Origin of the sequence: Campylobacter sp. US33a (assembly GCF_004378855.1) — a bacterium.
Taxonomy (GTDB): domain Bacteria; phylum Campylobacterota; class Campylobacteria; order Campylobacterales; family Campylobacteraceae; genus Campylobacter_D.
Map to the genome: position 1 here is coordinate 71,066 of NZ_RYYL01000003.1, position 21,220 is coordinate 92,285.

Here is a 21,220-nt window from a genome sequence, read left to right on the forward strand (position 1 = left end):
AAACCATTCTTTCATTTACAATTTCTTAGATACAATTTCGCTTATGTTATTTTTAGTTTTTTCATTCGGGATATTATTACTTTTCGCTATTGCAAATATCTACATTTATAAAAGATTTATTTTGCAAATTCATTTTTTAAAACCTTTTAAAAAAATATTCGCACTGCTTTTAATACTTTTGTTTTTGGGACAAGCTATTTTCTTGCTTTTTCGTAGGGATGATTATTTAAGTGATTTTATTTATGGACTTTTAGCAAGTTTTTACGCGGTAAGTTATTGCTTATTTTTAATTGCCTTGTTAGCAGACTTATTTAAAATTTTAAGTTCTTTTTTACAAAATAAAGGGCTATTTTTAGGTATAAATTCCAAATATGCCAAAACTTTTTTTGACATTTTCTTCATATTACTAGGATGTTTTTTTATACAATACAGCATAAATAATGCCCTTGGAACACCTAGCGTAAAAGAAAAGGAAATTGTCATTCCAAAATTGAAAGAAAATTTAAAAATCATCTTACTTACCGATATCCATCTTGGAAAAAATTTGCATGAAGATTTTTTGCAAAAACTTATAGAAAAAGTCAATGCTTATGAGAATGTCGATGCAGTGGTTATTGTAGGAGATTTAATTGATACAAAACCACAAAATTTAAGCTCTTATATTCATAAACTTGATGAATTTAAGTCCAAATATGGAACTTTTTACGCGCTAGGCAATCATGAGTATTATCACGATGCCGATGAAGTTATAAAATTCTTAAAAACATATACTAAACTTAATATTTTAATTAATAATGTTAAAATATTACCTTCAATTAATATAGCCGGTATAGCTGATTTATCTAGCTATAGTTTTCAATCTCATATTCCTGATATCGATGCTATCAAAAATAAACTTGATCCAAATTTACCTAGCATCTTGCTTTCACACCAACCAAAAAGTGTCGATGTGCTCGATCTAAGCCATTTTGATCTTATTTTAAGTGGCCATACACATGCAGGACAAATATTTCCTTTTGCATTTTTGGTATTGCTTCAGCAAGGATATTTGCACGGTTTATATAAGCTAAAAACACAAAATCAACTCTATGTAAGCAGTGGTGCTGGATTTTGGGGTCCAAGTTTTAGGACTTTAGCACCAAGCGAAATAGTACTTTTAAATTTAAAAGGAGAATAAATGGCATTTTCAAATTTAACTTCAAATATTTTTGGACATATTGCAAAAATCAATTTTCCAAAGCCCTTACAAAATTTTATCAACCAAAAATACATAGAATTTTTTAACATTAATATGAGTGAATTTAAAAATGCAAACGAATATGAAAATCTAAATGCTCTATTTACAAGAAAATTGCAAAAAGAAAGAATGATAGAAGATGATTTTATCAGTCCTTGTGATGGAAAAATTTTACAATACTCTAAAAGCCATAAAATTAAAACTAAACATTTTGCTTTTAGTATCAAAGGTAAAGAATACTCACTTGAAGAATTGTTAAAAAATAATTATGATAAAAACGATTTAGAACAAAAACTTGAATATGTTAATATCTATCTTTCGCCAAAAGATTACCACCGCTACCATGCACCTTGTGATATGCAAATTTTAAGCGCTGCTTACACTAAAGGGGTGCTTTTTAGTGTCAATGAAAAACACCTTAATAAAATCAAAAGCGTTTATACTCAAAATGAGAGAGTCTCTTTAAAATGTTTGATTGATAATAAATTTTTAGTATGGCTTGTTTTTGTTGGCGCCCAAAATGTTGGAAAAATGCGTTTTAATTTTGACGAAAGCATACAAACTAATGCGAAAATCAAACATGATTTTATACATAATTATAAAAAGCTTTATTTTAAAAAAGGCGAAGAATTAGGAAATTTTGAACTAGGTTCTACTATAGTTATCATTGCGCAAAAAGGCTTTTTAGATTTCAAGCTTCAAGAAATGCAGCAGATTAAATTTGGAGAACAAATTGCTAAATTCGTAAAAAATTAAGCAATTTTTCGAAGCAATCTTAAAGAATTTAACACCACGCTTAAAGAGCTAAAACACATCGCTAAAGCTGCGATATGTGGGCTTAAGACAATAAAAGAAAAAGCTCCCGCAGCAATAGGAATACAAAGCGCATTATAAACAAAAGCCCAAAGTAAATTTAATTTTATAATACTCATTGTTTTTTTTGAAAGCTTGAAAACATAGGCAGCAAGCATTAATTCATTTTTATTTAAAACAATATCTCCAGACTCTTTAGCCAAATTATTTGCATTATTTACCACAATGCCAACATCCGCTAAAGCAAGTGCTGCTGCATCATTAATCCCATCTCCCATAAACAAGCACTTACCCTTACTTTCATACTGTTTTATCATTTGAAGTTTTTCTTCAGGTTTTAAAGCAAAATAAAATTCTTTAATGCCAAGCTTTGAAGCCACGGTTTTGACATTATTTTCATTATCCCCACTTAAAATCACATTAGTGATTTTTTCTTGAGTAAAAAACTCGCATAAATTTCTAGCATCATTTCTTAACTCATTACTCAAACAAACCACACCCAAACACATTTTATCTTTTGCAAAAAACACAGCAACAGGTGCTTTATCGCGATTTTTTTGGACAAAATTTAAGAATTTTTCATCAATGCTTACTTGATACTCTTGAAGTAATTTTTCATTTCCTGCAAGATATAAAACATTTTCTTCTTCATAAGCAATGCCTTTAGTAGGTAAAGTCTTAAGAGTGCCTTTTAAATTTGAGCCTTGTATTTTATCACTAAAAGCCTTAGAAATTGGATGATTACTAAGTTTTTGAATTTGTGTGAGTTTTTCAAAATCTTGCAAAGACATAAGACTTGCATAAATTTTAAGCTTATCTTCACTTAAAGTTCCAGTTTTATCAAAAATACTAAATTGTATTTTATGCAAAATTTCCAAAACCGGTGGATTTTTAATCAAAATGCCATTTTTAGCAGCATTTGAAAGTGCGATCACTATAGCAATGGGCGTTGCTAAACCCAAAGCACAAGGACAAGAAATCAAAAGCACAGCACAAGCATGCAAAAAAGCAGAATTTAATCCTTCTTTAAAAGCCCAAAAGGCAAAAACAAAACAAGATAAAATTAAAATAAAAGCAACAAAATAAGCTGAAATTTTATCCGCAAATTGCGCAATAGGCATTTTTGCATTACCCGCTTTGTAAATTAAATCTTTGAGTTTTTCTAAAGTGCTATCGATAGATTTTTTTTGAGCTTTGATTCTTAAATTTCCATTGATTAAAAAAGTCCCAGCTTGGATTAAATCTCCACTTTGTTTAGTTAAAGGAATAAATTCTCCATTTAAAAAACTAAGATCCACCTCAGCTTTTCCGCTAATAACTACGCCATCAACACAAACACTCTCCCCTTCTTTAGCTAAAATTTCATCATTCTCTTTCACAAAAGAACTTAAAATTTCTTTTACAACGCCATCTTTAACAAGCAAGGCTTTTTGCGTATCGATAGCTTCAAGTTTTCTTTGATAATCATAAGCTTTAAATTTAGCCTTTTCTTCTAAAAATTTCCCCAGCAAAATAAAGCTAATTATCATCGCTCCACCACTAAAATACAAATGCTTTTCTTCAAAAAAACCCAAAAAAGCTAAGAGAGAATACACAAAAGCACTAAAACTTCCCAAAGACACCAAAGTATTCATATCTAAAGCTCTATTTTTAAGCCCTTTGATGGCATGAATAAAAAATTCACGCCCGCAAAAAAAGATCACAAAAGCTCCTAAAAATAATTGGATTAAACTTGAAAAAATATTAAAAACAAACATCTCAAAAGCCATAATCACACAGCTTAAAATTAAACTTACAAAAAAATTCCACTTCAGTTTTTTTAAAGAATGCAGTTTATACTGAGCTAAATTTTCATCATCTGCTAAAATTTCAAAGCCAAGCGCAGTGATTTTATCCAATACCTTTTGTTTTGTCTTAGCATCTTTTAATAAAAACACTCCGCTAGAATTGATATAAGAAACACTCGCATCCTCAACTCCATCAAGCTTTTTGCAAACTTTTTCTATGGCATTGGAGCAATTAACGCAAGTCATTTTCCCGATTTTAAGCCTTATTTCTTGCATTAAATTTCCTCTAAAAGTTTAAAACCAAGTTCTTGTAATTGCTCCCTTAAAAGCACTATTTTATCATCATCTAAATCTAATCTTACCGTCTTTAAACCCTCTTCAAATTCAAAATTTCCAAATTCATCTTCTAAAGAATTTTTAATCAAATTCACACAATTTTGACAATTCACATTTTCAATTTTAAATCTTCTCATTTTTTTCCTCCCAAACTGGCTCTATAGTACAATGCCCTATTTCAAATTCATCGTGCAAAATTTTAGCAATTTTTCGAGATAAAAATCTAAATTCTGCAATTTTTTCTTTTTGAATTTTTATATGCATAGTCGCTACATACATTTTATTTGTAATTTGTGTTACATGTAAATCAATAATTTCTTCAATCTCATCACTAATTAAAATTGCTTGTTTTAATTTTTCCACTTCAATAGGAGAGCTTTCAAGTAAAATATTCACACTTTGTTTTAACAATATAACCGCCCATCTTAAAAGTAAAATAGACAAAATCAAAGCCAAAATCGTATCAATATAAACTATACCTGTAAAATAAACCAAAACTCCACCTATAATTACAAATAAAGATCCAAGTAAATCGCTCATCATATGCAAAAAAGCTGATTTCATATTAATATTTTCTAAATTCGCACCCTTGAACATCATAAAACCGTTAATTGCATTCACCAAAAAGCCTAAAATTGCTACTATAATCATTGTTTTAGCATCAATACTGCTTGGATTTATAAACTTTTCTATAGCCTCATAAATGATAAAAATAGCAGATATTATAATGGTTAAAGCATTCACAAAGGCCACTAAAATTTCAAGACGAAAATATCCAAAAGTTTTTTGTTCATTGTTAAATTTTTGCACCGCTAAGATGGCTAAAAAGCTAAGTCCTAACGCAAAAACATCTGAAAACATATGCAAAGTATCACTTAATAATGCCAAAGAATTTGATAGTAACGAATAAACAAATTGCACAAGCATCATAGAGCCGGTCATAAGAAGGGAAATTTTTAAAATCTTTTTATCAACTTCTCTTGCATCAGCATGAGAGTGATGTTCGTGCGAATGATGCTCATGAGAATGGCAAGTCTGTTTAATCAAAGGTTGATGAGATAAATATTCATACATTATTTCTCCTTTTTTTGGTTTGCAAATTAACACAGTAAAACTAAAAAATTACTTAAACATTTTAAAGCTTATGCAAAAAGAATTTAAACAAAAATTTATCAATTTTATTTTAGACTTACTAGAAATTTTTTAAGAAAGGCAAGAGAATGAAACAAAATGTTTTTTTTGATGATTCTTTAATTTTAACCCTTACTCAAACTCTTCGTTCTTGGCGCTTCTAAACTCTAATTTTATTCTTGACTATATTTTATTTAAAAATTTATTTATATCAACAAAGGTTTTAATATGCTAGATAAACAGGCAAATTTTTATTATAAACAAATTTTAGCAAAATGTGAAAATTCTTATTTTGCAGAGGATTTAAACCGTGTTATTATAGGGATTGATTGTGAATTTCTTGACAGCAATAACTTAACTTTTAGTGATTTTAAGGCTAGATTTTATGAATGCGCTTCAAAGGATCAGCTTTGCGATTATGCCGGATTGTTTGGGATTTTTAGCGCAAATTTCATTACACTTTTTGAAGAATTACAGCAAAGCGAAAATAAAAATTACGATTTTCCTTTGTTTTTATTTGCCAATGCCAAAGCTTACTTAGTGTATGAAAAAAATAGCAAAATGTTCTTTCAATTTGGCGAGAAAAAATATTTCGATTTTTTACAAAATGATTTTAAATGTCAAACCCAAAAGGAAAAAACACAGTTTAAAATTTTAAATTCTTTAAAGGAAGAAGAAAAAAGCTTTATTTCTATGGTTGAAAAAGCAAAAAACTATCTTTTGAGTGGAGATATTTTCCAAGTTGTTTTAAGCAAGCAACTTTGTATTGAGCATAATATCAAGCCATTTGACTTTTACGAAACTCTAAGCGAACTAAATCCTAGTGCTTATATGTTTTATTTTCCTACTAAATACGGCGTAGTTTTGGGTTCTTCACCTGAATTTTTACTCAAAATTAAAAATAAAGAAATTTTTCTAGCACCCATTGCAGGAACTAGAAATTTAGACAAAAATAGCGATATTGCTGCACTAGAAAAAGATCTTTTAAGTGATGAAAAAGAACTAAGCGAGCACAAAATGCTTGTAGATTTAGCCAGAAATGATGCATCAAAATTTGGCTATAAAACCAAAGTTGAGAAGCTTTTTAGTATACTAAAAAACGACTTTTTAATGCATATTGTTAGCGAAGTTTATAGCACAATGAAAGAAGGCACAAGTCTTTTTGATGTTATAGGAGCTACTTTTCCTGCAGGAACCTTAAGTGGCGCACCAAAAATCAGAGCCTTGCAAATCATAGCAGAACTTGAAAATTTAGACCGTGGGGTTTATGGAGGAGCCGTAGGGTTTTTAAATTTTAACGAAGATGTGGTTTTAGCTATCATTATAAGATCTGCGTTTTTTAAAGACGATAAAGCTTATATAGCAAGCGGTGCTGGTATAGTTTTAGACAGTGATTCAAAAAAAGAATATGCCGAAATTTGCGCCAAAAGAAAAGCTTTACTCGTTGCTTTTGAAAAAATTACAAAGGATTTTCAATGATACTTTTAATTGATAATTATGATTCTTTCGTTTTTAACATAAAAAATATGCTAGAAGTCCTAAGCAAAGATGAAATTTTAGTTGTTCGCAATGATAAAATTACCCTTGATGAAATACAAAATTTAAATCCCACACACATTATCTTAAGTCCAGGTCCAAAACATCCAAAAGATAGTGGCATTTGTCTTGAAATTTTTAAAGCAAAATTAAATATTCCCACTCTTGGAATATGTCTAGGACACCAAGCTCTAGGCTTAAGTTTCAATGCTAAAATTCTAAGACTTCAAAAGCCAACTCATGCCAAAAATTCAAAGCTTGAATTTGCAAAAGATAATGAGCTTTTTAAAGATCTGCCCGAGTATTTTAGCGTGATGCGTTATCATTCTTTATATGTTGATGATTTAAGCGATGAACTTGAAGCTTTGGCTTTTAGCGACGATGGAATTTTAATGGCAATGAAGCATAAAAATTTGCCATACTTTGGCATACAATTTCATCCAGAAAGCTATTTTAGCGAATATGGTTTGAAAATTTTTGCTAATTTTTTGCAGCAAAAAAACAAACAAGAAACACAAACTCACACACTTGTACCTTATTTGCAAAAATTAAGCAATGATGTTAGTTTAGAAAGTGATGATTTTAGCGAAATTTGTAAAATTATCATGAGTCAAAATTACGAACCTCTGCAAATGGCAGCTTTGCTTATTTTAATCACAGAAAAATCATTAAACGAAAAATCATTAAGTCATTTTGTGCGCCAAATTTTAAGATACTCAAAAACCTTTAGTGATGAAAGTGAAATGATTGATATTGTAGGCACTGGCGGAGATGGTTTTAAAAGCATTAATGTTTCAACAACAAGCGCTTTTATTTTAGCTGCCTTAGGCGTAAAAGTTGCCAAACACGGAAACAAAGCCATTTCAAGCACGAGCGGAAGTTCTGATGTTTTAACTGCTTTAAATTTAAAACTTCCTACAAGTTTGGAAGAAAATTTGAAATTTTTAAGGGATAAAAATTTAAGCTTTTTTCATGCCCCTTATTTTCATCCCTTAATTGGACATTTAGGTCAGATCCGTAAAAAATTAGGCATAAGAACTGTTTTTAATGTTTTGGGACCACTGCTTAATCCAAATCTTAAATTAAAATATCAAATGATGGGAAATTATCACGCTCCAGTACATAGGCTTTTAGCCGAAGTTTTAAGAACTTTAGGGCGTAAAAAGGCTTTGGTTGTAAGAGGAAATGACGGAATGGATGAGCTTAGCATTTGCGATGAAAGTAAAATTATCGAACTTAGAGACGGTGAGCTTTTTGAGTATAGCATTTCTCCAGAGCAATTTGGCTTTCGTCGTGCTTTTCATAGCGAGATTAGCGGATCAAATGCCAAGGAAAATGCAAAAGATTTGCTTGATATTTTAAGCGGAAAAATGAAAGGAGCTAAATTTGATATTGTTATTTTAAACGCAATGTTTGCGCTTTACACAGCCAATAAAGCTAAAACTCCACAAGAAGCCAAAGATATAATTTTGGAAGCCATTTATTCAGGTAGGGTTTTAGAGTATTTTAAGGAGTATCAAGACTATGCCAAAGCTTAAAATTTGTGGGATAAAAGATAAAAAAAATGCTATGGAAGTAGCGAATTTGGATGTAGATTATTTGGGCTTAATTTTTTCCAAAAGTCCCAGAAGGGTTGATTTAAAACAAGCAAAAACCCTTGCTAAAATCATTCATAAAAAAAACAAACTAGCCATTGGAGTATTTACAGATGAAGGGCTTGAATTTATCCTTAAAGCCGTGCATTATGCTAAACTTGATGGCGTACAAATTCATCGCCTGATCCCTAAGGATGAATTTAAAATTTTAAAAACACAGAAAATATTTATTTGGCAGGTTATTAGTGTGCAAGATAAACTTGAAATTCCAAAAAATATTTATGCTGATTTGATACTTTTTGATACTAAAGGTAAATTTAAAGGTGGAAATGGTGTAAGTTTTGATTGGAATTTACTTAAAATGTATAGTAAAGATTTTGCCCTAGCAGGTGGTATAGGCACACACAATGTTTTAGAGGCTTGTGCGTTAAAACCTAAAATTTTGGATATAAATTCAAAAGTAGAGGATGAAAATTTTCTTAAAAATATTTCCCTCGTTCAAGAAATTATCAATAAGGTTAAAACAATGAATAAAAAATCCTACTATGGAAATTTTGGCGGACAATTTTTACCAGAAACCGCTATGAATGCGATTAATGAACTTGAAAAAGCTTATTATAAAATTGCTTTTGGTAAAGATTTTAAAAAAGAACTTAAAAATTTACTTAAAAACTATGTTGGCAGAAAAACTCCGCTTTATCATGCAAAAAATCTTAGCAAACACTATGGGCACGAAATTTATCTTAAACGCGAAGATTTAAATCATACTGGCGCACATAAAATAAACAACGCCTTAGCACAGGCACTTTTAGCTAAAAAAATGGGTAAGAAAAAAATAATAGCTGAAACTGGCGCTGGACAACATGGACTTGCTACAGCAACTGCAGCTGCACTACTTGGCTTGGAATGCGAAATTTTTATGGGGACTTTAGATGTGCAAAGACAGGCTTTAAATGTTTATAAAATGGAACTTTTGGGTGCTAAAGTTAATGCGATTGATTTTGGATTAAAAACCTTAAAAGAAGCCACTACAGCGGCAATTCAAGCTTGGGTAAGTGATGTGGAAAATCTTTTTTATGTTATTGGAAGTGTGGTAGGTCCTCATCCTTACCCAAAAATGGTCACTCATTTTCAAAGCATCATAGGAAAAGAATGCAAAGAGCAACTTAAAAAACTTGGCAAAAATGCAGATATTATCATAGCAGCAGTAGGTGGAGGTAGTAATGCTGCAGGAATTTTTTATGAATTTTTAAACGATAAAAAAGTAAGACTTATAGGTATAGAGGCTGCTGGACTTGGGATTGACACGCCTTATCATGCTGCAACACTCACAAAAGGACGAGATGGGATTATACATGGCATGAAAACCAAAGTATTACAAGATGATTTAGGAAATATCTTGCCTGTGCATAGTATTTCTGCTGGACTTGATTATCCTGGTGTTGGACCAATGCATGCTCATTTATTTGAAACCAAAAGAGTAGAATATCATGCCATTAATGACGATGAGTGCATCAATGCTTTAAAATTACTTTGTCTTAAAGAAGGCATTATCCCTGCCATAGAAAGCGCGCACGCCTTAGCATTTTTAGATAAAATATGCCCTCGTTTAAAACATAAAAATACTATAATCGTCAATCTTTCAGGCAGAGGAGATAAAGATATGGATACGATTAGAACTTATGAAAAAGGAAAAATTTATGGTTAATTTTAAAGAATTTTATCAAGAAAATGCCAATGTGGCTTATATGGTAATGGGCTATCCTAATCTTGAGGAAAGTGAAAAATTTTTAAATTCTTTAGATCAAAGTTCTATTGATATTTTAGAAATTGGCATTCCTTATTCTGATCCAATTTCTGATGGGCGCATTATTTCAGAAGCAGCTCTACAAGCTTTAAATCAAGGTACTAGTATCCATGAAGTATTTAAAATTTTAGAGAATGTAAGCACTTCTAAAACTTTGGTTTTTTTGGTTTATTATAATCTTATTTTTTCTTATGGCATTAAAGCCTTTGTAGAAAAAGCAAAATCAGCAGGAATCAAAGGTTTAATCGTTCCCGAACTCCCTTTTGAAGAGAATGAAGAATTGTTTATTGAATGTCAAAAACAAGGTATTGCCCTAATTGCCCTTATTAGTATCACCACTCCAGAAGAAAGAATCAAGCAAATTCTTACAAGAACAAGTGGTTTTATCTATGCTGTAGCAAGCATTGGGATTACAGGCGGAGAAAAACTTGCCGAACAAAGACTTCAATCTTTAATTGAAAAAATTCGAAAATATACCAAATTACCTATTTTCGCAGGCTTTGGTATAAAAAACAATGAAGATGTGAAAAAAATTCGCAAAATCGCCGATGGAGTGATAGTTGGAACAAGTATTGTAGCTTTATTTAAAGATAAAAAAGATCAAGAATTATTAGACGAAATAGAGCAAATTTTTAAAAAATAAAAAAATTAAATTAATTTTTTATTTTTCATTGATTATAATAAAAGTATTTATTTTTAAAGGATTAATGATGCTAAAAATTCTTGAATATTCAATTATCCATTTTTGTGAACATATTTTAAATTTTAAACTCAAAGAAGCTAAGAGCATAGATGGGGAATTATATGGTGCATCTATTCCCATCATAAGTCAAAGCGAGGGAGAATATAATTTTTATTTATTTTTTCATCAAGAAACACTCAATGAATTCAAAACCGTTCTTTTAAATAATGCTAAAATGAAAGAAGATGATTGGTGCGATCTTAGCAAAGAATGTGCTAATCAAATTGTAGGTTATGCAAAAAATCTACTTAACGATGCTAAAGGCAATGATGAATTTAAGCTTGGAGTACCTGAGTATCTTGGAAAGATTGAGTTTTCAAAAATCACTTTAGATGAAGCGCTTACCTTTGAATTAAAAGGATATTCCTTTAGAATAGGTTATAAAAAATGGCAGAAGAATTAGAAAATCATGCAGGTTTATTGCAATCTTATGAAGATATTTTAGATATAACAGTTGATTTTGTCAGCGAGCTTGGTACAACAAACATGAAAGTAAGCGAGCTATTGAAATTAGAAGTAGGATCGGTTATAGATCTTGAAAAACCAGCTGGAGAAAGTGTTGAGCTTTATATCAATAAAAGAATTTTTGGAAAAGGCGAAGTGATGGTTTATGAAAAAAACCTTGCAATTAGAATTAATGAAATTTTAGATTCTAAAAGTGTTTTACAATATTTCAAAAAAGAAAGCTAATGAAATATCTAATTTTTATCCTACTATCCTTTTCTTCAATATTTGGCACAGAAATTCAAACGATAAATATCTATGACAGAGATAACAGAATTGATCTTATGCTAAGCTTTGACAATGCTTATAATGGAGTAGTAAGCCAAAGCAAAGATGGAAATTATACATTGATTGCCTTAGAAGATTTAAGTTACTCCAAAGAAGAAAGAAAACAATTGAATTCAAATTTAATTAAACAACTTCAAATCAGTGCAAAAAATAACAGAACTCTTATCATGTTAGAAACAAAACAAGATATTAATATTAATACAAGTAGCATTAATGATAAATTTGGTCTTAGAATTCGTATCCTTCCTAAAGAAACAGAAGTTAATCATCAGACCACAACTAATAGCACCCAAACATTAAATTTAGCAAATCAAAATACGCAAGACGAATTTAATATGTTTCGCTATATTATTGTAATAGCAATTCTTATTTTTCTATCTTTATTGCTTTGGTGGCTAAAACATTCTTTATCTAAGAAAAACCAATCCTTTGAAAAACAGTTTCATATAGTGTTTCAAAAACAATTAGATAAATATAATCGATTTGTTATTTTAGACTATGAAAATCAACGCTACACGCTAATCTTAGGGCACAATAATATAATATTAGATAAAAAAGAACATAATGAAGAAGATAAAAAGGAAGAAAATTTTGATTCTCTATTTGAGTCCAACAAACAAAAAATTCAAGATTTAATACTCAAAAAGCAAAAACAAAATTAAAAATTTTCTTTGTAAATTAAATTTACAGAAATGGGCTTATTGATTTTTTTAATTTCATCACTTATCATTTCAAGCTTAGAATTTGCATAAATATGTAAAACATTTTGCGTATAATTAAAATGAATTTTTTTACAATCATGTGAAAAAACAGCAATAATCTTAGCTAAAGCCAAAATAAAATTTAACCACACAATAACTTGAGTATCAGGCAATAAACTTTGATAGGGATCAAGATTATAAGGGGTAATTTTTTTGCCATTTAATCTAATTAATACAGAAATTAACACTTTTTGTTCATGCGTAAATCCATAATTTAAACCATGCAAAGCCATATAAGCAGAATGTTCATTGGAAAAATAAAAATTTAAATATCTACCAATATAAGATAATTTAGCCGCCCAGATAAGAATTTGCTTATAGCTTGATTGTAAATTATGAACAGAAATTAAACTGTCGAAAATTTGCGTAGCATAATAAGGTATAACACACTTTTTATCCCAAAAAAAACGATCTTGTAGAGATTTAATACTAGGATTAAATGACGCAGGAAAAGTATGCAAAGGCCTTAATAAATCTTGCAAATAAACCCCTTCGCGCACCCCTACTCCGCTTGTAATTACTCTTTTACTGCCTAGTTTTTCAATCACTTTTAAAAAAATCAAAGCTCCTTCTTGAATGGTATCAAAACGGTCTTTTTTAATACCACAATTAGCTAAAAAATCTGGGGAAGCTGTTGAGATTTTATTAATATGAGCTTTTTCATCTTTCAAAAGATAACAAAAGCCATGTAAAATTTTTAAAGGATAAGAATTCTTTTGCATAATGGAGCTAGAAATCGCCCTTAAGCTTCCACCAATAGCGATAAGATTTTCATTTTTAAAGTGGCTAGGGATAAGTCCTAATATAGGTTTTAAAAATTCTTCAAGCTTTTCTTGCTTATTATTATCATAAAATAATTCCTTTAGACGAACCGTGCCAATATCCAAAGATAAAGCATCAACAATCTTACCATTTTTAATTAAACAAAGCTCGCTAGAACCCCCACCAATGTCTAAAGTTGTAGCATTATCAAATCCACCCAATAAATTTACGGCTGCTACACCGCCCAAATATGATTCTGTCTTGCCATCAATGCAACGAATATGCAATCCCAAGTTATTCCAAATTCTTTTAATAAATTCTTTTGAATTTGGTGCATCTCTTAAAGCAGAAGTTCCAACTATAAGCATTTTTTTGCATTTATTTTTTATTGCCTTTTCTTTAAAAAAGGCTAGGACTTCTTCGGCTTTTGACATTGCCTCGGCTTGCAATATTTTACCATTGTTGTAAGCATTTTCACCTAATCTTACTTTTTGTTTATATTCACCAATTACATGAAAAGCATATCTGGAAGTTTTTTCAAAAACCACCATACGAATGGAATTCGAGCCAAGATCAACAACAGCGGTTCTTTTAGCCATTAATCATCTTTATGCTGATTTTTTAAACGAAGTTCTTCTATTGTTTCGATATTATCAGGATCAGGAATAATACAATCTTGCGGACATGCAACAACACAAGCAGGCTCTGAAAAATCATTGACACACTCGCTGCATAAATCAGGATCGATAATATAAATAGGATCACCCTCATAAATAGCTTGATCAGGACACTCTTCCTTACAAGAATCACAGCATGTACAATCTTTTGTAATTAAAAGCGACATAATTTTTCTCCAATTCAAATTTTTAGATATGTTTAGACTTATACTATAAAAAACTTAAATATAATATAAAAATTCCAAAAATAGTAAGATTTAATTTATTTCAAGTGGCTTTTTGTATAGTATCTTCCCTCTTATAGAGGGAAAATCGCTTATGATTTTTTAGGAAAGCAGAAACGATAACCTCTACGGCGAACTGTTTCAATAGTAGAAATATTTAAAGGTTTGTCCATTTTTTGACGAATTTGATTAATTGCCACTTCTATAACATTTGGAGTTACAAGCTCTGGCTCTTCCCAAATAGCATCTAAAAGTTGCTCTTTAGAAACAATTTGATCGGAATGTCTGGCTAAATGAGTCAATACTTCAAAAGGTTTTCCTTTAAGTTCTATCTCTTGATTTTTATAAGTAATCTTCTCTTCATCAGGGTCTATTGTCAAATCATCTATTTTAATCACATTAGTTCCACCCATACGAAGTCTTGCTTCAATTCTTGCGAGCAAGATATCAAAATCTAAAGGCTTTGCCACATAATCATCTGCTCCAGCCCTTAAAGCCTTAATCTCATTATCCTTATCATTTTTTGTAGAAATAGCAATAATTGCGGTTCTTGGAGATTTTTGCTTAATAATATTAATTAAATCACCACCATCTCCATCAGGCAAAGTCCAACTCATAATTACTAGATCATAATGTCTAATCCCTATAAAATATTCTCCATCTTTAAAATTTTCTGAAGAATCACTTTGATAACCTGAATCATTAAGATTTTCGATCATAGTTTTATTTAGCGCTATATCGTCCTCAATAACTAAAATTCTCATATTTTATATCCTTAAAAAGACTTTTTAAATCGGATTATAACACAATTTAAGTAAATATTCAAAAAACTTTAAAAAAATTTTAAAAAAACTTTTCTAAAATTGCTCCTACTTTAGCATGTTTAATAATTCGTGGTTTGCAAGTCACAATTTTTACATAAGTCGCTTTTTTATACTTATCTTTAAAATTTACAACAATAAATTCTAAAGATTCTTCTATAGTTTTAAATTGATGCTTTTTATAGCTTTTTTTTATCCACTCAGAAATTTCAGCATAATCTAAAAATTCATCAGATTTAGCTCTAAATTTCACTATAATTTTTTGTTTTTTTTTACGCTCAAAGTCTAAAAGCCCGATAATACATTTAAAAGTTATTTTTATTTTTATATAACTTTGCATTCTTTTTTGCACACCAATCTTTTAATATTAGATGAATGTTTATATAGCACTATAAAAGCAATGATAATAACAGGTGCATGCGTATCAATTATCGGCATATTATAATGATATATAAATGAAGTTGTAACGAATACAACGAGTGCAAACAAGGACGCTAAAGATGAAATTTTAAACACTTTCCCTACAATAAACCATACAATAAATGCACTCAAAAGCTCCAAAGGAAGCATTATAGCCATAACCCCTGCTCCTGTTGCTACCCCCTTGCCTCCTTCGAAAAACAAATATACGGAATAGCAGTGACCAAAAACACACAAAACACCAAAAGTCCATAAAATTCCATCACTCAATCCTAAATATTTCATTAATAACAAAGGCAAAGCAGCTTTTGCAAAATCCAAAATAATAGTTGCTATAGCAAGCTTTTTAGCCAAAATAGGATCAATCTCTTTTACTACTCTTAATACATTTGTCGCACCTATGCTTTTAGAACCTAAGTCAGTGATTTTAATTTTAGCAAATTTTTTTGCCAAAATAAGTCCAAAAGGGATAGAACCGAGCAAATAAGCCAAAGCATAAAGTATTAAATTTTCCATCACATAAACCTTAAACAATATATTTTAAAAATTCAAATTATAATTCAAATAAGGTAAAAAAATACTTATTTACAAATATACTCACTTAAATAAAAAAATATTATATTTAAAGTTTATTTTGTTTTATATTTAAAATTTAGATTTATAATTCCTTGTCTCTGACAAAAATTATCAATTAGGAGGGAAAAATGATAAAGCTACTTTCGACTTTATCTTCGGCTTTAGTTGCTTCTGTTATCTGTGCAAACGCTGCAGACTTAATTCAAGAAGCTAAAGATTATGGCTTGGCACCATTACCAAAAGATCAAAAAGGAATTGATCTTATTTTGAAAGAAAATCAAATCAAGGCAAGTAAATTTAGCGAACAAAAAGTGGAACTTGGTAAAAAATTATATTTCGAACCAAGACTTTCAAAAAGCGGATTAATATCCTGTAACACCTGTCACAACCTCGGTTTAGGTGGAGCAGATGGAATTTCAGCAGCTGTAGGACATAAATGGACAGCAAATCCTCACCATTTAAATTCCCCAACAGTTTATAATTCTGTTTTAAATTCAGCTCAATTTTGGGATGGTCGTGCAGGCACTTTAGCTGATCAAGCGAAAGGTCCTATTGAAGCAGAACCTGAAATGGCAACCCCAGCCAAGTTAGCTGTAGAAAAAATTTCATCTTTACCTGAATATGTTCAAGAATTCCAAAAAATTTATGGCAAAGAAGGTGTAACATTTGATAATATTGCCGATGCTATTGCAAATTTCGAAAGAACTTTAATCACTCCTTCAAAATTTGATAAATTCCTAGAAGGCGATAAAAACGCTCTTACCAAAGAAGAACAAGCAGGTTTAAAAACCTTTTTAGATAAAGGTTGTGCAACCTGTCATAACGGTGTAAATCTTGGCGGCACAATGCAAGCATTTGAAGTAGCAAACAAATATAAATTTGCCAACCTTGGAGACTTTAAAGGTGATGCAAATGGTATGGTTAAAACTCCTACTTTAAGAAATGTTGCCGAGACAGCTCCATATTTCCATAATGGTGCAATTTGGTCTTTGACTGAAGCGATTAAAGAAATGGGGAGTATTCAACTTGGTATCGAAATTTCTGATGCAGAAGCTAAAAGTATAGAAAAATTCTTACATACTTTAACAGGCGAAAAACCGGTAATTACTTACCCACAACTTCCAGTTTCTACGGAAAAAACTCCAAAACCTGAATTATAAAAAGCTCCCCTTTTTGGGGGCTTTTTAAATACTCTTCTATATTTTAAAACATGATTAAATTTTCTTTATATTAACTTGCTATAATAACTTCTTATTTTTTAAAAAAAGGCGGAAAAATGAAACTTTTTGGGACAGATGGTGTTCGTGGCAAGGCGGGTGAATTTTTAGATAGTTTTTTAGCAATGCGTCTTGCTATGGCTGCTGGAATTTATTTTAAAGATAAAGCCCTTACAAACAATATCTTAGTAGGAAAAGATACAAGAAGAAGCGGTTATATGATAGAAAATGCTATCGTTTCAGGACTCACTTCTATAGGTTATAATGTTATAGAAATAGGTCCTATGCCAACACCTGCTATTGCGTTTTTAACTGAAGATATGCGTTGTGATGCAGGGATTATGATATCAGCTTCACATAATCCTTACTATGATAATGGCATTAAATTTTTTGATGCACACGGAAATAAACTTGATGAGCAAGCAGAAGCAAAAATAGAAGAAATTTATTTTAATGATAAGCTCATAGAGGAAGCAAGAACAACAAAATCTCAAATTGGTCAAGCAAAAAGAATTGATGATGTAATAGGAAGATATATTGTTTCTATAAAAAATTCTTTTCCTAAAGAGCTGACTTTAAAATCTTTACGCGTTGTTTTAGATGTGGCTCATGGAGCTTCTTATAAGGTAGCACCTACGGTTTTTAAAGAACTTGGTGCAGATGTAATTGTGATCAATGATAAGCCAAATGGTCTTAATATTAACGAAAATTGTGGAGCATTGCATCCTTTAAATTTAGCTTTGGAAGTAAAGAAATTTAGAGCAGATGTGGGCTTTGCTTTTGATGGGGATGCGGATCGTTTGGTTGTTGTGGATGAAAAAGGTGAAGTGGCTCATGGGGATAGTCTTTTAGGTGTTTTAGCTTTATTTTTGAAAAAACAAGGCAAGCTAAAATCAAGCGTAGTTAGCACTATAATGAGTAATGGTGCTTTAAAAGAGTTTTTAAGCAAACATAAAATCACACATGAAACTTGCAATGTAGGCGATAAATACGTACTTGAAAAACTCAAAGAATGTGGTGGAAATTTTGGCGGAGAGCAAAGTGGGCATATTATTTTTAGTGACTATGCAAAAACTGGAGATGGTTTGGTAGCTGCTTTACAATTTAGTGCTTTAATGCTTAGTGAAGCAAAAAGTGCAAGTGAAATTTTAAATCAAGTTAAGCCTTACCCACAACTTTTACATAATCTTAAAATTTCAGAGAAAAAAGACTTAAGCAAGCTTGCAGGTTTGGAAGAGTTGAAAAAAGATTTAGAAAAAAAAGGAATTGCTAGTTTGTTTAGGTATTCAGGTACAGAAAATTTAATACGCTTATTGCTTGAAGCAAAAGATATTAAGCTTTTAGAAAAAGAAATGAAAGCTGTTGAAAGCTTTTTTATGAAAGCATTGAATGGATAAAATAAAAACTATTTTAATTTTTATTTCAAGCTTTCTTTTAGTTTTTGTTTTAGATCAGTGGGTAAAATCCTTAACTCTGCAAGGCTTGAGATGGCAAAGTGAATATTTAGATTTTACTTACGCTTTAAATACAGGCGTTGCTTTTTCTATGCTTAGTTTTTTGAAGCATTATTTAAAATATTTACATTTAGCTTTAATTGTGGTACTTTTTATTTATCTTTTGTGGCAAAAAAATTTTCTAAAGGACCATCTTGTGGCTTTTGGCATCATACTAGGCGCGGGAAGTTCCAATTTATTTGACCGTTTTATACACGGTGGAGTTGTAGATATGTTTTTTTGGCATAAATGGTTTGAATTTGCTGTGTTTAATGTCGCTGATGTGTTTATCAACTTTGGCATTATTCTGATTTTAATAAAAGAAATTTTTCATAAAAAGGAAAAAAATGGAAATTATAAATGAATATTATCAATGGGTAAAATGGTTGCATTATTTGGCTTTTATTTCGTGGATGGCTGGGCTTTTTTATTTACCAAGGCTTTTTGTGTATCATAGCGAAAATAAAGATAATATGGGTTTTGTAAAAGTGATAAAAATTCAAGAAGAAAAACTTTATTATTACATACAAAATCCAGCTATGATTATTACTGTTTTAACGGGAATTTTAATGCTCATAGTACATAAAGAAATTTTACTAAGTCATGGCTATATTCACGCAAAATTACTTTTTGCTATTTTATTGTTGCTTTATCATTTTGATAATTTGCGCTATTTAAAACAACTAAAAAATGATACTTGTAAAAAAAGTGGTAAATTTTTCAGAGCTTACAATGAAATACCAACCTTGCTTCTAATAGGTATTATTTCAATGATGATTCTTACACCATTCTAATCAATTTTAATCCGCTTTAAATTCCATATTAGCAGAATTTAGCGGATTAACTTTTTCTTTCATGATATCAATATAATCTTTATTTTTAAGTCTTACATCATCTCTAAATACAGCACGAACAAGATCCATACCCGTGTAAAAATCTTTCATCAAAACGACAAAAAGATACTGTCCAAAAGAAGTTGAATACAAACAACCATCTTTTTCATAAATAGCATTAGCAAATTTTAAACCTAATAATTCTATGTATAAATCTTTTTTTAAATCACATTCTAAAGTTTGATTAAATTTTTTAATTTCGATTTTTCCTGAAAAAATTTCGGTTAAAAAACAGTATTTAATAATCTCTTTTTTATTAAAATTTGCCTTTGCGATATTAGCATTTTGTTTTTGTCTTACAAAATTAGAATAATCATTTAAATTAAAAGCATTGATTAAGAGCTCCCCATCTAAAAAGCTAAAAGCACCGCTACCCACACCTAAATACTCGTGATGAGAACCTACATATTCATCGTTTAACTTAGTTTTTTCTAAAGAAAAACTCCAGCCATTATTACACTGATAGTCTTTAAAAAAATCGCGTATTATTTGATAAAATTCAAATTCATTATCCTTAATGCTTGCACCCAAAGCTTTAGCAATATTTTCTTTTGTAAGATTTGATTTCATTAAAGGATAAGTTGTGATTTGCTGTGGAGCCAATTTTTTAGCAATTATCAAATCGCTTAAAAGTTGTTCTTTGCTTTGCGAAGGAAAATTAAAAATCAAATCAATACTAAAAATAGGTAAAATTCCAAGTGCTTTAGAAATTTTTTCTTGCAAAAATTCACTAGAACCAAATTTATCATATCTAGCTACTTTTTTTAAAATTCCATTATCAAAACTTTGCACTCCACAACTCAAACGATCTATAAGTCCTTTAAACATAGAAAGTTTTTTTGGATCTATGTGATTTGGATCGCTCTCGCAAGAAATTTCTTTGATATTAAAAAGCTTTTTACAAAGCTCTAAAGTTTTAATCAATTCCTCTTCATTGATTAAAGTTGTCCCACCCCCAACATACATAGAAGTAAAATCAAAGCCCTTATCTTTAATTTGTTTGATTTCCTCCCTTAGACTTTGAAAATAATATTTTGCCAAATCTTCTTTGTAGTAATATTTATGAAAACTACAATAAGGACAAAAAGTATGGCAAAATGGAATGTGAGCATAAAGCATATACTCTTTGCTAGAATTAGGAATTTTTTCTTGCCCTTGTTTTAAAAGTTTAACATTAAAACCTTTTCTTAAAGATTGCTGCATCATTATATGAGAATATTTTAAAGCTAAATTTTGTATAAAATTCATTCAATTTTCCATAAATTGTAGTTATAAAAGGCTAATTTTAACAATTTTTTTAAAAAAAATACTTAAATTTTATATAATAAATAAAAAGGAGTAAAAATGAAAAATAAAAGCGAAATAATTGAAAAGTTAAATTCATTATTTAAAAGTCGAGCAGAATTTTATAAACTTTTTGATAAACACATACCAAAGATTAACAACACAGAGGTTTTTGACTTTCAAAAAGCACAAAACATAGATGCAAAAGAACTATATGAAACTTTTTATCATTTTGACTATGCTATGAGAAAACTCTTACCTAGCATATATCAAGCTTACGAAATTCAACATGAAGATTTGGATAAAAATTTTTAGA

The 21,220-nt window shown here is 30.0% G+C and carries 23 protein-coding genes and 1 pseudogene; 15 read left to right on the forward strand and 9 right to left on the reverse strand.

The features are described 5' to 3' along the window. Positions 1-43 precede the first annotated feature (43 nt). Both ELQ16_RS02670 and ELQ16_RS02675 read left to right on the forward strand, forming a co-directional pair. Positions 44-1,177 carry a metallophosphoesterase gene (locus ELQ16_RS02670; protein ID WP_134238039.1) on the forward strand — a complete coding sequence of 378 codons (1,134 nt, stop codon included), beginning with the start codon at positions 44-46 and terminating at the stop codon, positions 1,175-1,177. After that, positions 1,178-1,993: a phosphatidylserine decarboxylase gene (locus ELQ16_RS02675; protein ID WP_134238040.1), complete on the forward strand. Its 816-nt coding sequence runs from the start codon at positions 1,178-1,180 to the stop codon at positions 1,991-1,993. Here ELQ16_RS02675 and ELQ16_RS02680 read toward each other — a convergent pair. From ELQ16_RS02680 to ELQ16_RS02690, 3 genes are read right to left on the reverse strand one after another with little or no spacing between them, the layout of a single operon-like run. Next, the gene (locus ELQ16_RS02680) at positions 1,990-4,113 is read right to left on the reverse strand and encodes a cation-translocating P-type ATPase (RefSeq protein WP_134238041.1); all 2,124 of its coding nucleotides are present in this window, start codon (positions 4,111-4,113) and stop codon (positions 1,990-1,992) included. The genes ELQ16_RS02675 and ELQ16_RS02680 overlap by 4 nt on opposite strands. After that, entirely contained in the window at positions 4,113-4,310 is a 198-nt protein-coding gene (locus tag ELQ16_RS02685; RefSeq protein ID WP_134238042.1) for a heavy-metal-associated domain-containing protein, read from the reverse strand. The genes ELQ16_RS02680 and ELQ16_RS02685 overlap by 1 nt, the downstream gene beginning before the upstream one ends. Next, positions 4,297-5,247 carry a cation diffusion facilitator family transporter gene (locus tag ELQ16_RS02690; protein WP_134238043.1) on the reverse strand — a complete coding sequence of 317 codons (951 nt, stop codon included), beginning with the start codon at positions 5,245-5,247 and terminating at the stop codon, positions 4,297-4,299. Before ELQ16_RS02690 ends, ELQ16_RS02685 begins: the two co-directional genes overlap by 14 nt. A gap of 285 nt (positions 5,248-5,532) precedes the next feature. On the opposite strand from ELQ16_RS02690, the gene ELQ16_RS02695 reads away from it, so the two are divergent. The 8 genes and pseudogenes from ELQ16_RS02695 (at position 5,533) to ELQ16_RS02725 (ending at position 12,438) form a co-directional block, all read left to right on the forward strand. Continuing rightward, a complete protein-coding gene (locus tag ELQ16_RS02695) occupies positions 5,533-6,783 on the forward strand; it encodes an anthranilate synthase component I family protein (RefSeq protein ID WP_134238044.1) in 1,251 nt (416 codons plus the stop codon). Next, a complete protein-coding gene (trpD, locus tag ELQ16_RS02700) occupies positions 6,780-8,378 on the forward strand; it encodes an anthranilate phosphoribosyltransferase (protein WP_134238045.1) in 1,599 nt (532 codons plus the stop codon). The genes ELQ16_RS02695 and trpD overlap by 4 nt, the downstream gene beginning before the upstream one ends. Further along, positions 8,365-8,937, forward strand: a pseudogene (locus tag ELQ16_RS10250) (phosphoribosylanthranilate isomerase); the annotation flags it as partial. The gene trpD and the pseudogene ELQ16_RS10250, both read left to right, overlap by 14 nt. A 24-nt stretch (positions 8,938-8,961) precedes the next feature. Further along, positions 8,962-10,143: a tryptophan synthase subunit beta gene (trpB, locus tag ELQ16_RS02705; RefSeq protein WP_243832576.1), complete on the forward strand. Its 1,182-nt coding sequence runs from the start codon at positions 8,962-8,964 to the stop codon at positions 10,141-10,143. Continuing rightward, positions 10,136-10,885, forward strand: a complete 750-nt coding sequence (gene trpA, locus ELQ16_RS02710) for a tryptophan synthase subunit alpha (RefSeq protein WP_134238047.1) — start codon at positions 10,136-10,138, stop codon at positions 10,883-10,885. Before trpB ends, trpA begins: the two co-directional genes overlap by 8 nt. A gap of 67 nt (positions 10,886-10,952) precedes the next feature. Next, the gene (locus ELQ16_RS02715) at positions 10,953-11,387 is read left to right on the forward strand and encodes a hypothetical protein (protein WP_134238048.1); all 435 of its coding nucleotides are present in this window, start codon (positions 10,953-10,955) and stop codon (positions 11,385-11,387) included. Continuing rightward, complete coding sequence (fliN, locus tag ELQ16_RS02720) at positions 11,372-11,674, forward strand: flagellar motor switch protein FliN (RefSeq protein WP_134238049.1); 303 nt, start codon at positions 11,372-11,374, stop codon at positions 11,672-11,674. The genes ELQ16_RS02715 and fliN overlap by 16 nt, the downstream gene beginning before the upstream one ends. Beyond that, a complete protein-coding gene (locus ELQ16_RS02725; RefSeq protein WP_134238050.1) occupies positions 11,674-12,438 on the forward strand; it encodes a hypothetical protein in 765 nt (254 codons plus the stop codon). The genes fliN and ELQ16_RS02725 overlap by 1 nt, the downstream gene beginning before the upstream one ends. Here ELQ16_RS02725 and ELQ16_RS02730 read toward each other — a convergent pair. From ELQ16_RS02730 to plsY, 5 genes are all read right to left on the reverse strand, one after another. After that, entirely contained in the window at positions 12,435-13,898 is a 1,464-nt protein-coding gene (locus ELQ16_RS02730; RefSeq protein ID WP_134238051.1) for a Ppx/GppA phosphatase family protein, read from the reverse strand. The genes ELQ16_RS02725 and ELQ16_RS02730 overlap by 4 nt on opposite strands. Further along, the gene (locus ELQ16_RS02735) at positions 13,898-14,143 is read right to left on the reverse strand and encodes a YfhL family 4Fe-4S dicluster ferredoxin (protein WP_134238052.1); all 246 of its coding nucleotides are present in this window, start codon (positions 14,141-14,143) and stop codon (positions 13,898-13,900) included. Before ELQ16_RS02735 ends, ELQ16_RS02730 begins: the two co-directional genes overlap by 1 nt. A gap of 149 nt (positions 14,144-14,292) precedes the next feature. After that, entirely contained in the window at positions 14,293-14,964 is a 672-nt protein-coding gene (hsrA, locus tag ELQ16_RS02740) for a homeostatic response regulator transcription factor HsrA (RefSeq protein WP_134238053.1), read from the reverse strand. A 79-nt stretch (positions 14,965-15,043) separates the two neighbouring features. Further along, positions 15,044-15,361: a dihydroneopterin aldolase gene (locus ELQ16_RS02745; RefSeq protein WP_134238180.1), complete on the reverse strand. Its 318-nt coding sequence runs from the start codon at positions 15,359-15,361 to the stop codon at positions 15,044-15,046. After that, positions 15,346-15,957, reverse strand: a complete 612-nt coding sequence (gene plsY / locus ELQ16_RS02750; RefSeq protein WP_134238054.1) for a glycerol-3-phosphate 1-O-acyltransferase PlsY — start codon at positions 15,955-15,957, stop codon at positions 15,346-15,348. Before plsY ends, ELQ16_RS02745 begins: the two co-directional genes overlap by 16 nt. Before the next feature lie 188 nt (positions 15,958-16,145). Between plsY and ELQ16_RS02755 the strand changes: the two genes are divergently transcribed. The 4 genes from ELQ16_RS02755 (at position 16,146) to hemJ (ending at position 19,521) form a co-directional block, all read left to right on the forward strand. Continuing rightward, positions 16,146-17,177, forward strand: coding sequence for a cytochrome-c peroxidase (locus ELQ16_RS02755; protein ID WP_407919954.1), 1,032 nt, complete (start codon positions 16,146-16,148; stop codon positions 17,175-17,177). Between the two features lie 116 nt (positions 17,178-17,293). Beyond that, positions 17,294-18,631 carry a phosphoglucosamine mutase gene (glmM, locus tag ELQ16_RS02760; RefSeq protein WP_134238055.1) on the forward strand — a complete coding sequence of 446 codons (1,338 nt, stop codon included), beginning with the start codon at positions 17,294-17,296 and terminating at the stop codon, positions 18,629-18,631. Further along, complete coding sequence (lspA, locus tag ELQ16_RS02765) at positions 18,624-19,091, forward strand: signal peptidase II (RefSeq protein ID WP_134238056.1); 468 nt, start codon at positions 18,624-18,626, stop codon at positions 19,089-19,091. The genes glmM and lspA overlap by 8 nt, the downstream gene beginning before the upstream one ends. Next, positions 19,075-19,521 (forward strand): protoporphyrinogen oxidase HemJ, encoded by a 447-nt coding sequence (gene hemJ, locus ELQ16_RS02770; protein ID WP_134238057.1) that lies wholly within the window; start codon positions 19,075-19,077, stop codon positions 19,519-19,521. Before lspA ends, hemJ begins: the two co-directional genes overlap by 17 nt. 6 nt (positions 19,522-19,527) lie before the next feature. Here hemJ and ELQ16_RS02775 read toward each other — a convergent pair whose 3' ends face one another. Then, positions 19,528-20,868: a coproporphyrinogen III oxidase family protein gene (locus tag ELQ16_RS02775; RefSeq protein ID WP_134238058.1), complete on the reverse strand. Its 1,341-nt coding sequence runs from the start codon at positions 20,866-20,868 to the stop codon at positions 19,528-19,530. Between the two features lie 96 nt (positions 20,869-20,964). Between ELQ16_RS02775 and cmeU the strand changes: the two genes are divergently transcribed. Further along, entirely contained in the window at positions 20,965-21,219 is a 255-nt protein-coding gene (gene cmeU, locus ELQ16_RS02780) for a CmeU family protein (RefSeq protein WP_134238059.1), read from the forward strand. Position 21,220 lies beyond the last annotated feature (1 nt).

Bases quoted from the DNA above. Each gene is read 5' to 3' on its own strand.
- ELQ16_RS02670 (WP_134238039.1), top strand. From the start codon at position 44: ATGTTATTTTTAGTTTTTTCATTCGGGATATTATTACTTTTCGCTATT.
- ELQ16_RS02675 (WP_134238040.1), top strand. From the start codon at position 1,178: ATGGCATTTTCAAATTTAACTTCAAATATTTTTGGACATATTGCAAAA.
- ELQ16_RS02680 (WP_134238041.1), bottom strand. From the start codon at position 4,113: ATGCAAGAAATAAGGCTTAAAATCGGGAAAATGACTTGCGTTAATTGC.
- ELQ16_RS02685 (WP_134238042.1), bottom strand. From the start codon at position 4,310: ATGAGAAGATTTAAAATTGAAAATGTGAATTGTCAAAATTGTGTGAAT.
- ELQ16_RS02690 (WP_134238043.1), bottom strand. From the start codon at position 5,247: ATGTATGAATATTTATCTCATCAACCTTTGATTAAACAGACTTGCCAT.
- ELQ16_RS02695 (WP_134238044.1), top strand. From the start codon at position 5,533: ATGCTAGATAAACAGGCAAATTTTTATTATAAACAAATTTTAGCAAAA.
- trpD (WP_134238045.1), top strand. From the start codon at position 6,780: ATGATACTTTTAATTGATAATTATGATTCTTTCGTTTTTAACATAAAA.
- trpB (WP_243832576.1), top strand. From the start codon at position 8,962: ATGAATAAAAAATCCTACTATGGAAATTTTGGCGGACAATTTTTACCA.
- trpA (WP_134238047.1), top strand. From the start codon at position 10,136: ATGGTTAATTTTAAAGAATTTTATCAAGAAAATGCCAATGTGGCTTAT.
- ELQ16_RS02715 (WP_134238048.1), top strand. From the start codon at position 10,953: ATGCTAAAAATTCTTGAATATTCAATTATCCATTTTTGTGAACATATT.
- fliN (WP_134238049.1), top strand. From the start codon at position 11,372: ATGGCAGAAGAATTAGAAAATCATGCAGGTTTATTGCAATCTTATGAA.
- ELQ16_RS02725 (WP_134238050.1), top strand. From the start codon at position 11,674: ATGAAATATCTAATTTTTATCCTACTATCCTTTTCTTCAATATTTGGC.
- ELQ16_RS02730 (WP_134238051.1), bottom strand. From the start codon at position 13,898: ATGGCTAAAAGAACCGCTGTTGTTGATCTTGGCTCGAATTCCATTCGT.
- ELQ16_RS02735 (WP_134238052.1), bottom strand. From the start codon at position 14,143: ATGTCGCTTTTAATTACAAAAGATTGTACATGCTGTGATTCTTGTAAG.
- hsrA (WP_134238053.1), bottom strand. From the start codon at position 14,964: ATGAGAATTTTAGTTATTGAGGACGATATAGCGCTAAATAAAACTATG.
- ELQ16_RS02745 (WP_134238180.1), bottom strand. From the start codon at position 15,361: ATGCAAAGTTATATAAAAATAAAAATAACTTTTAAATGTATTATCGGG.
- plsY (WP_134238054.1), bottom strand. From the start codon at position 15,957: ATGGAAAATTTAATACTTTATGCTTTGGCTTATTTGCTCGGTTCTATC.
- ELQ16_RS02755 (WP_407919954.1), top strand. From the start codon at position 16,146: ATGATAAAGCTACTTTCGACTTTATCTTCGGCTTTAGTTGCTTCTGTT.
- glmM (WP_134238055.1), top strand. From the start codon at position 17,294: ATGAAACTTTTTGGGACAGATGGTGTTCGTGGCAAGGCGGGTGAATTT.
- lspA (WP_134238056.1), top strand. From the start codon at position 18,624: ATGGATAAAATAAAAACTATTTTAATTTTTATTTCAAGCTTTCTTTTA.
- hemJ (WP_134238057.1), top strand. From the start codon at position 19,075: ATGGAAATTATAAATGAATATTATCAATGGGTAAAATGGTTGCATTAT.
- ELQ16_RS02775 (WP_134238058.1), bottom strand. From the start codon at position 20,868: ATGAATTTTATACAAAATTTAGCTTTAAAATATTCTCATATAATGATG.
- cmeU (WP_134238059.1), top strand. From the start codon at position 20,965: ATGAAAAATAAAAGCGAAATAATTGAAAAGTTAAATTCATTATTTAAA.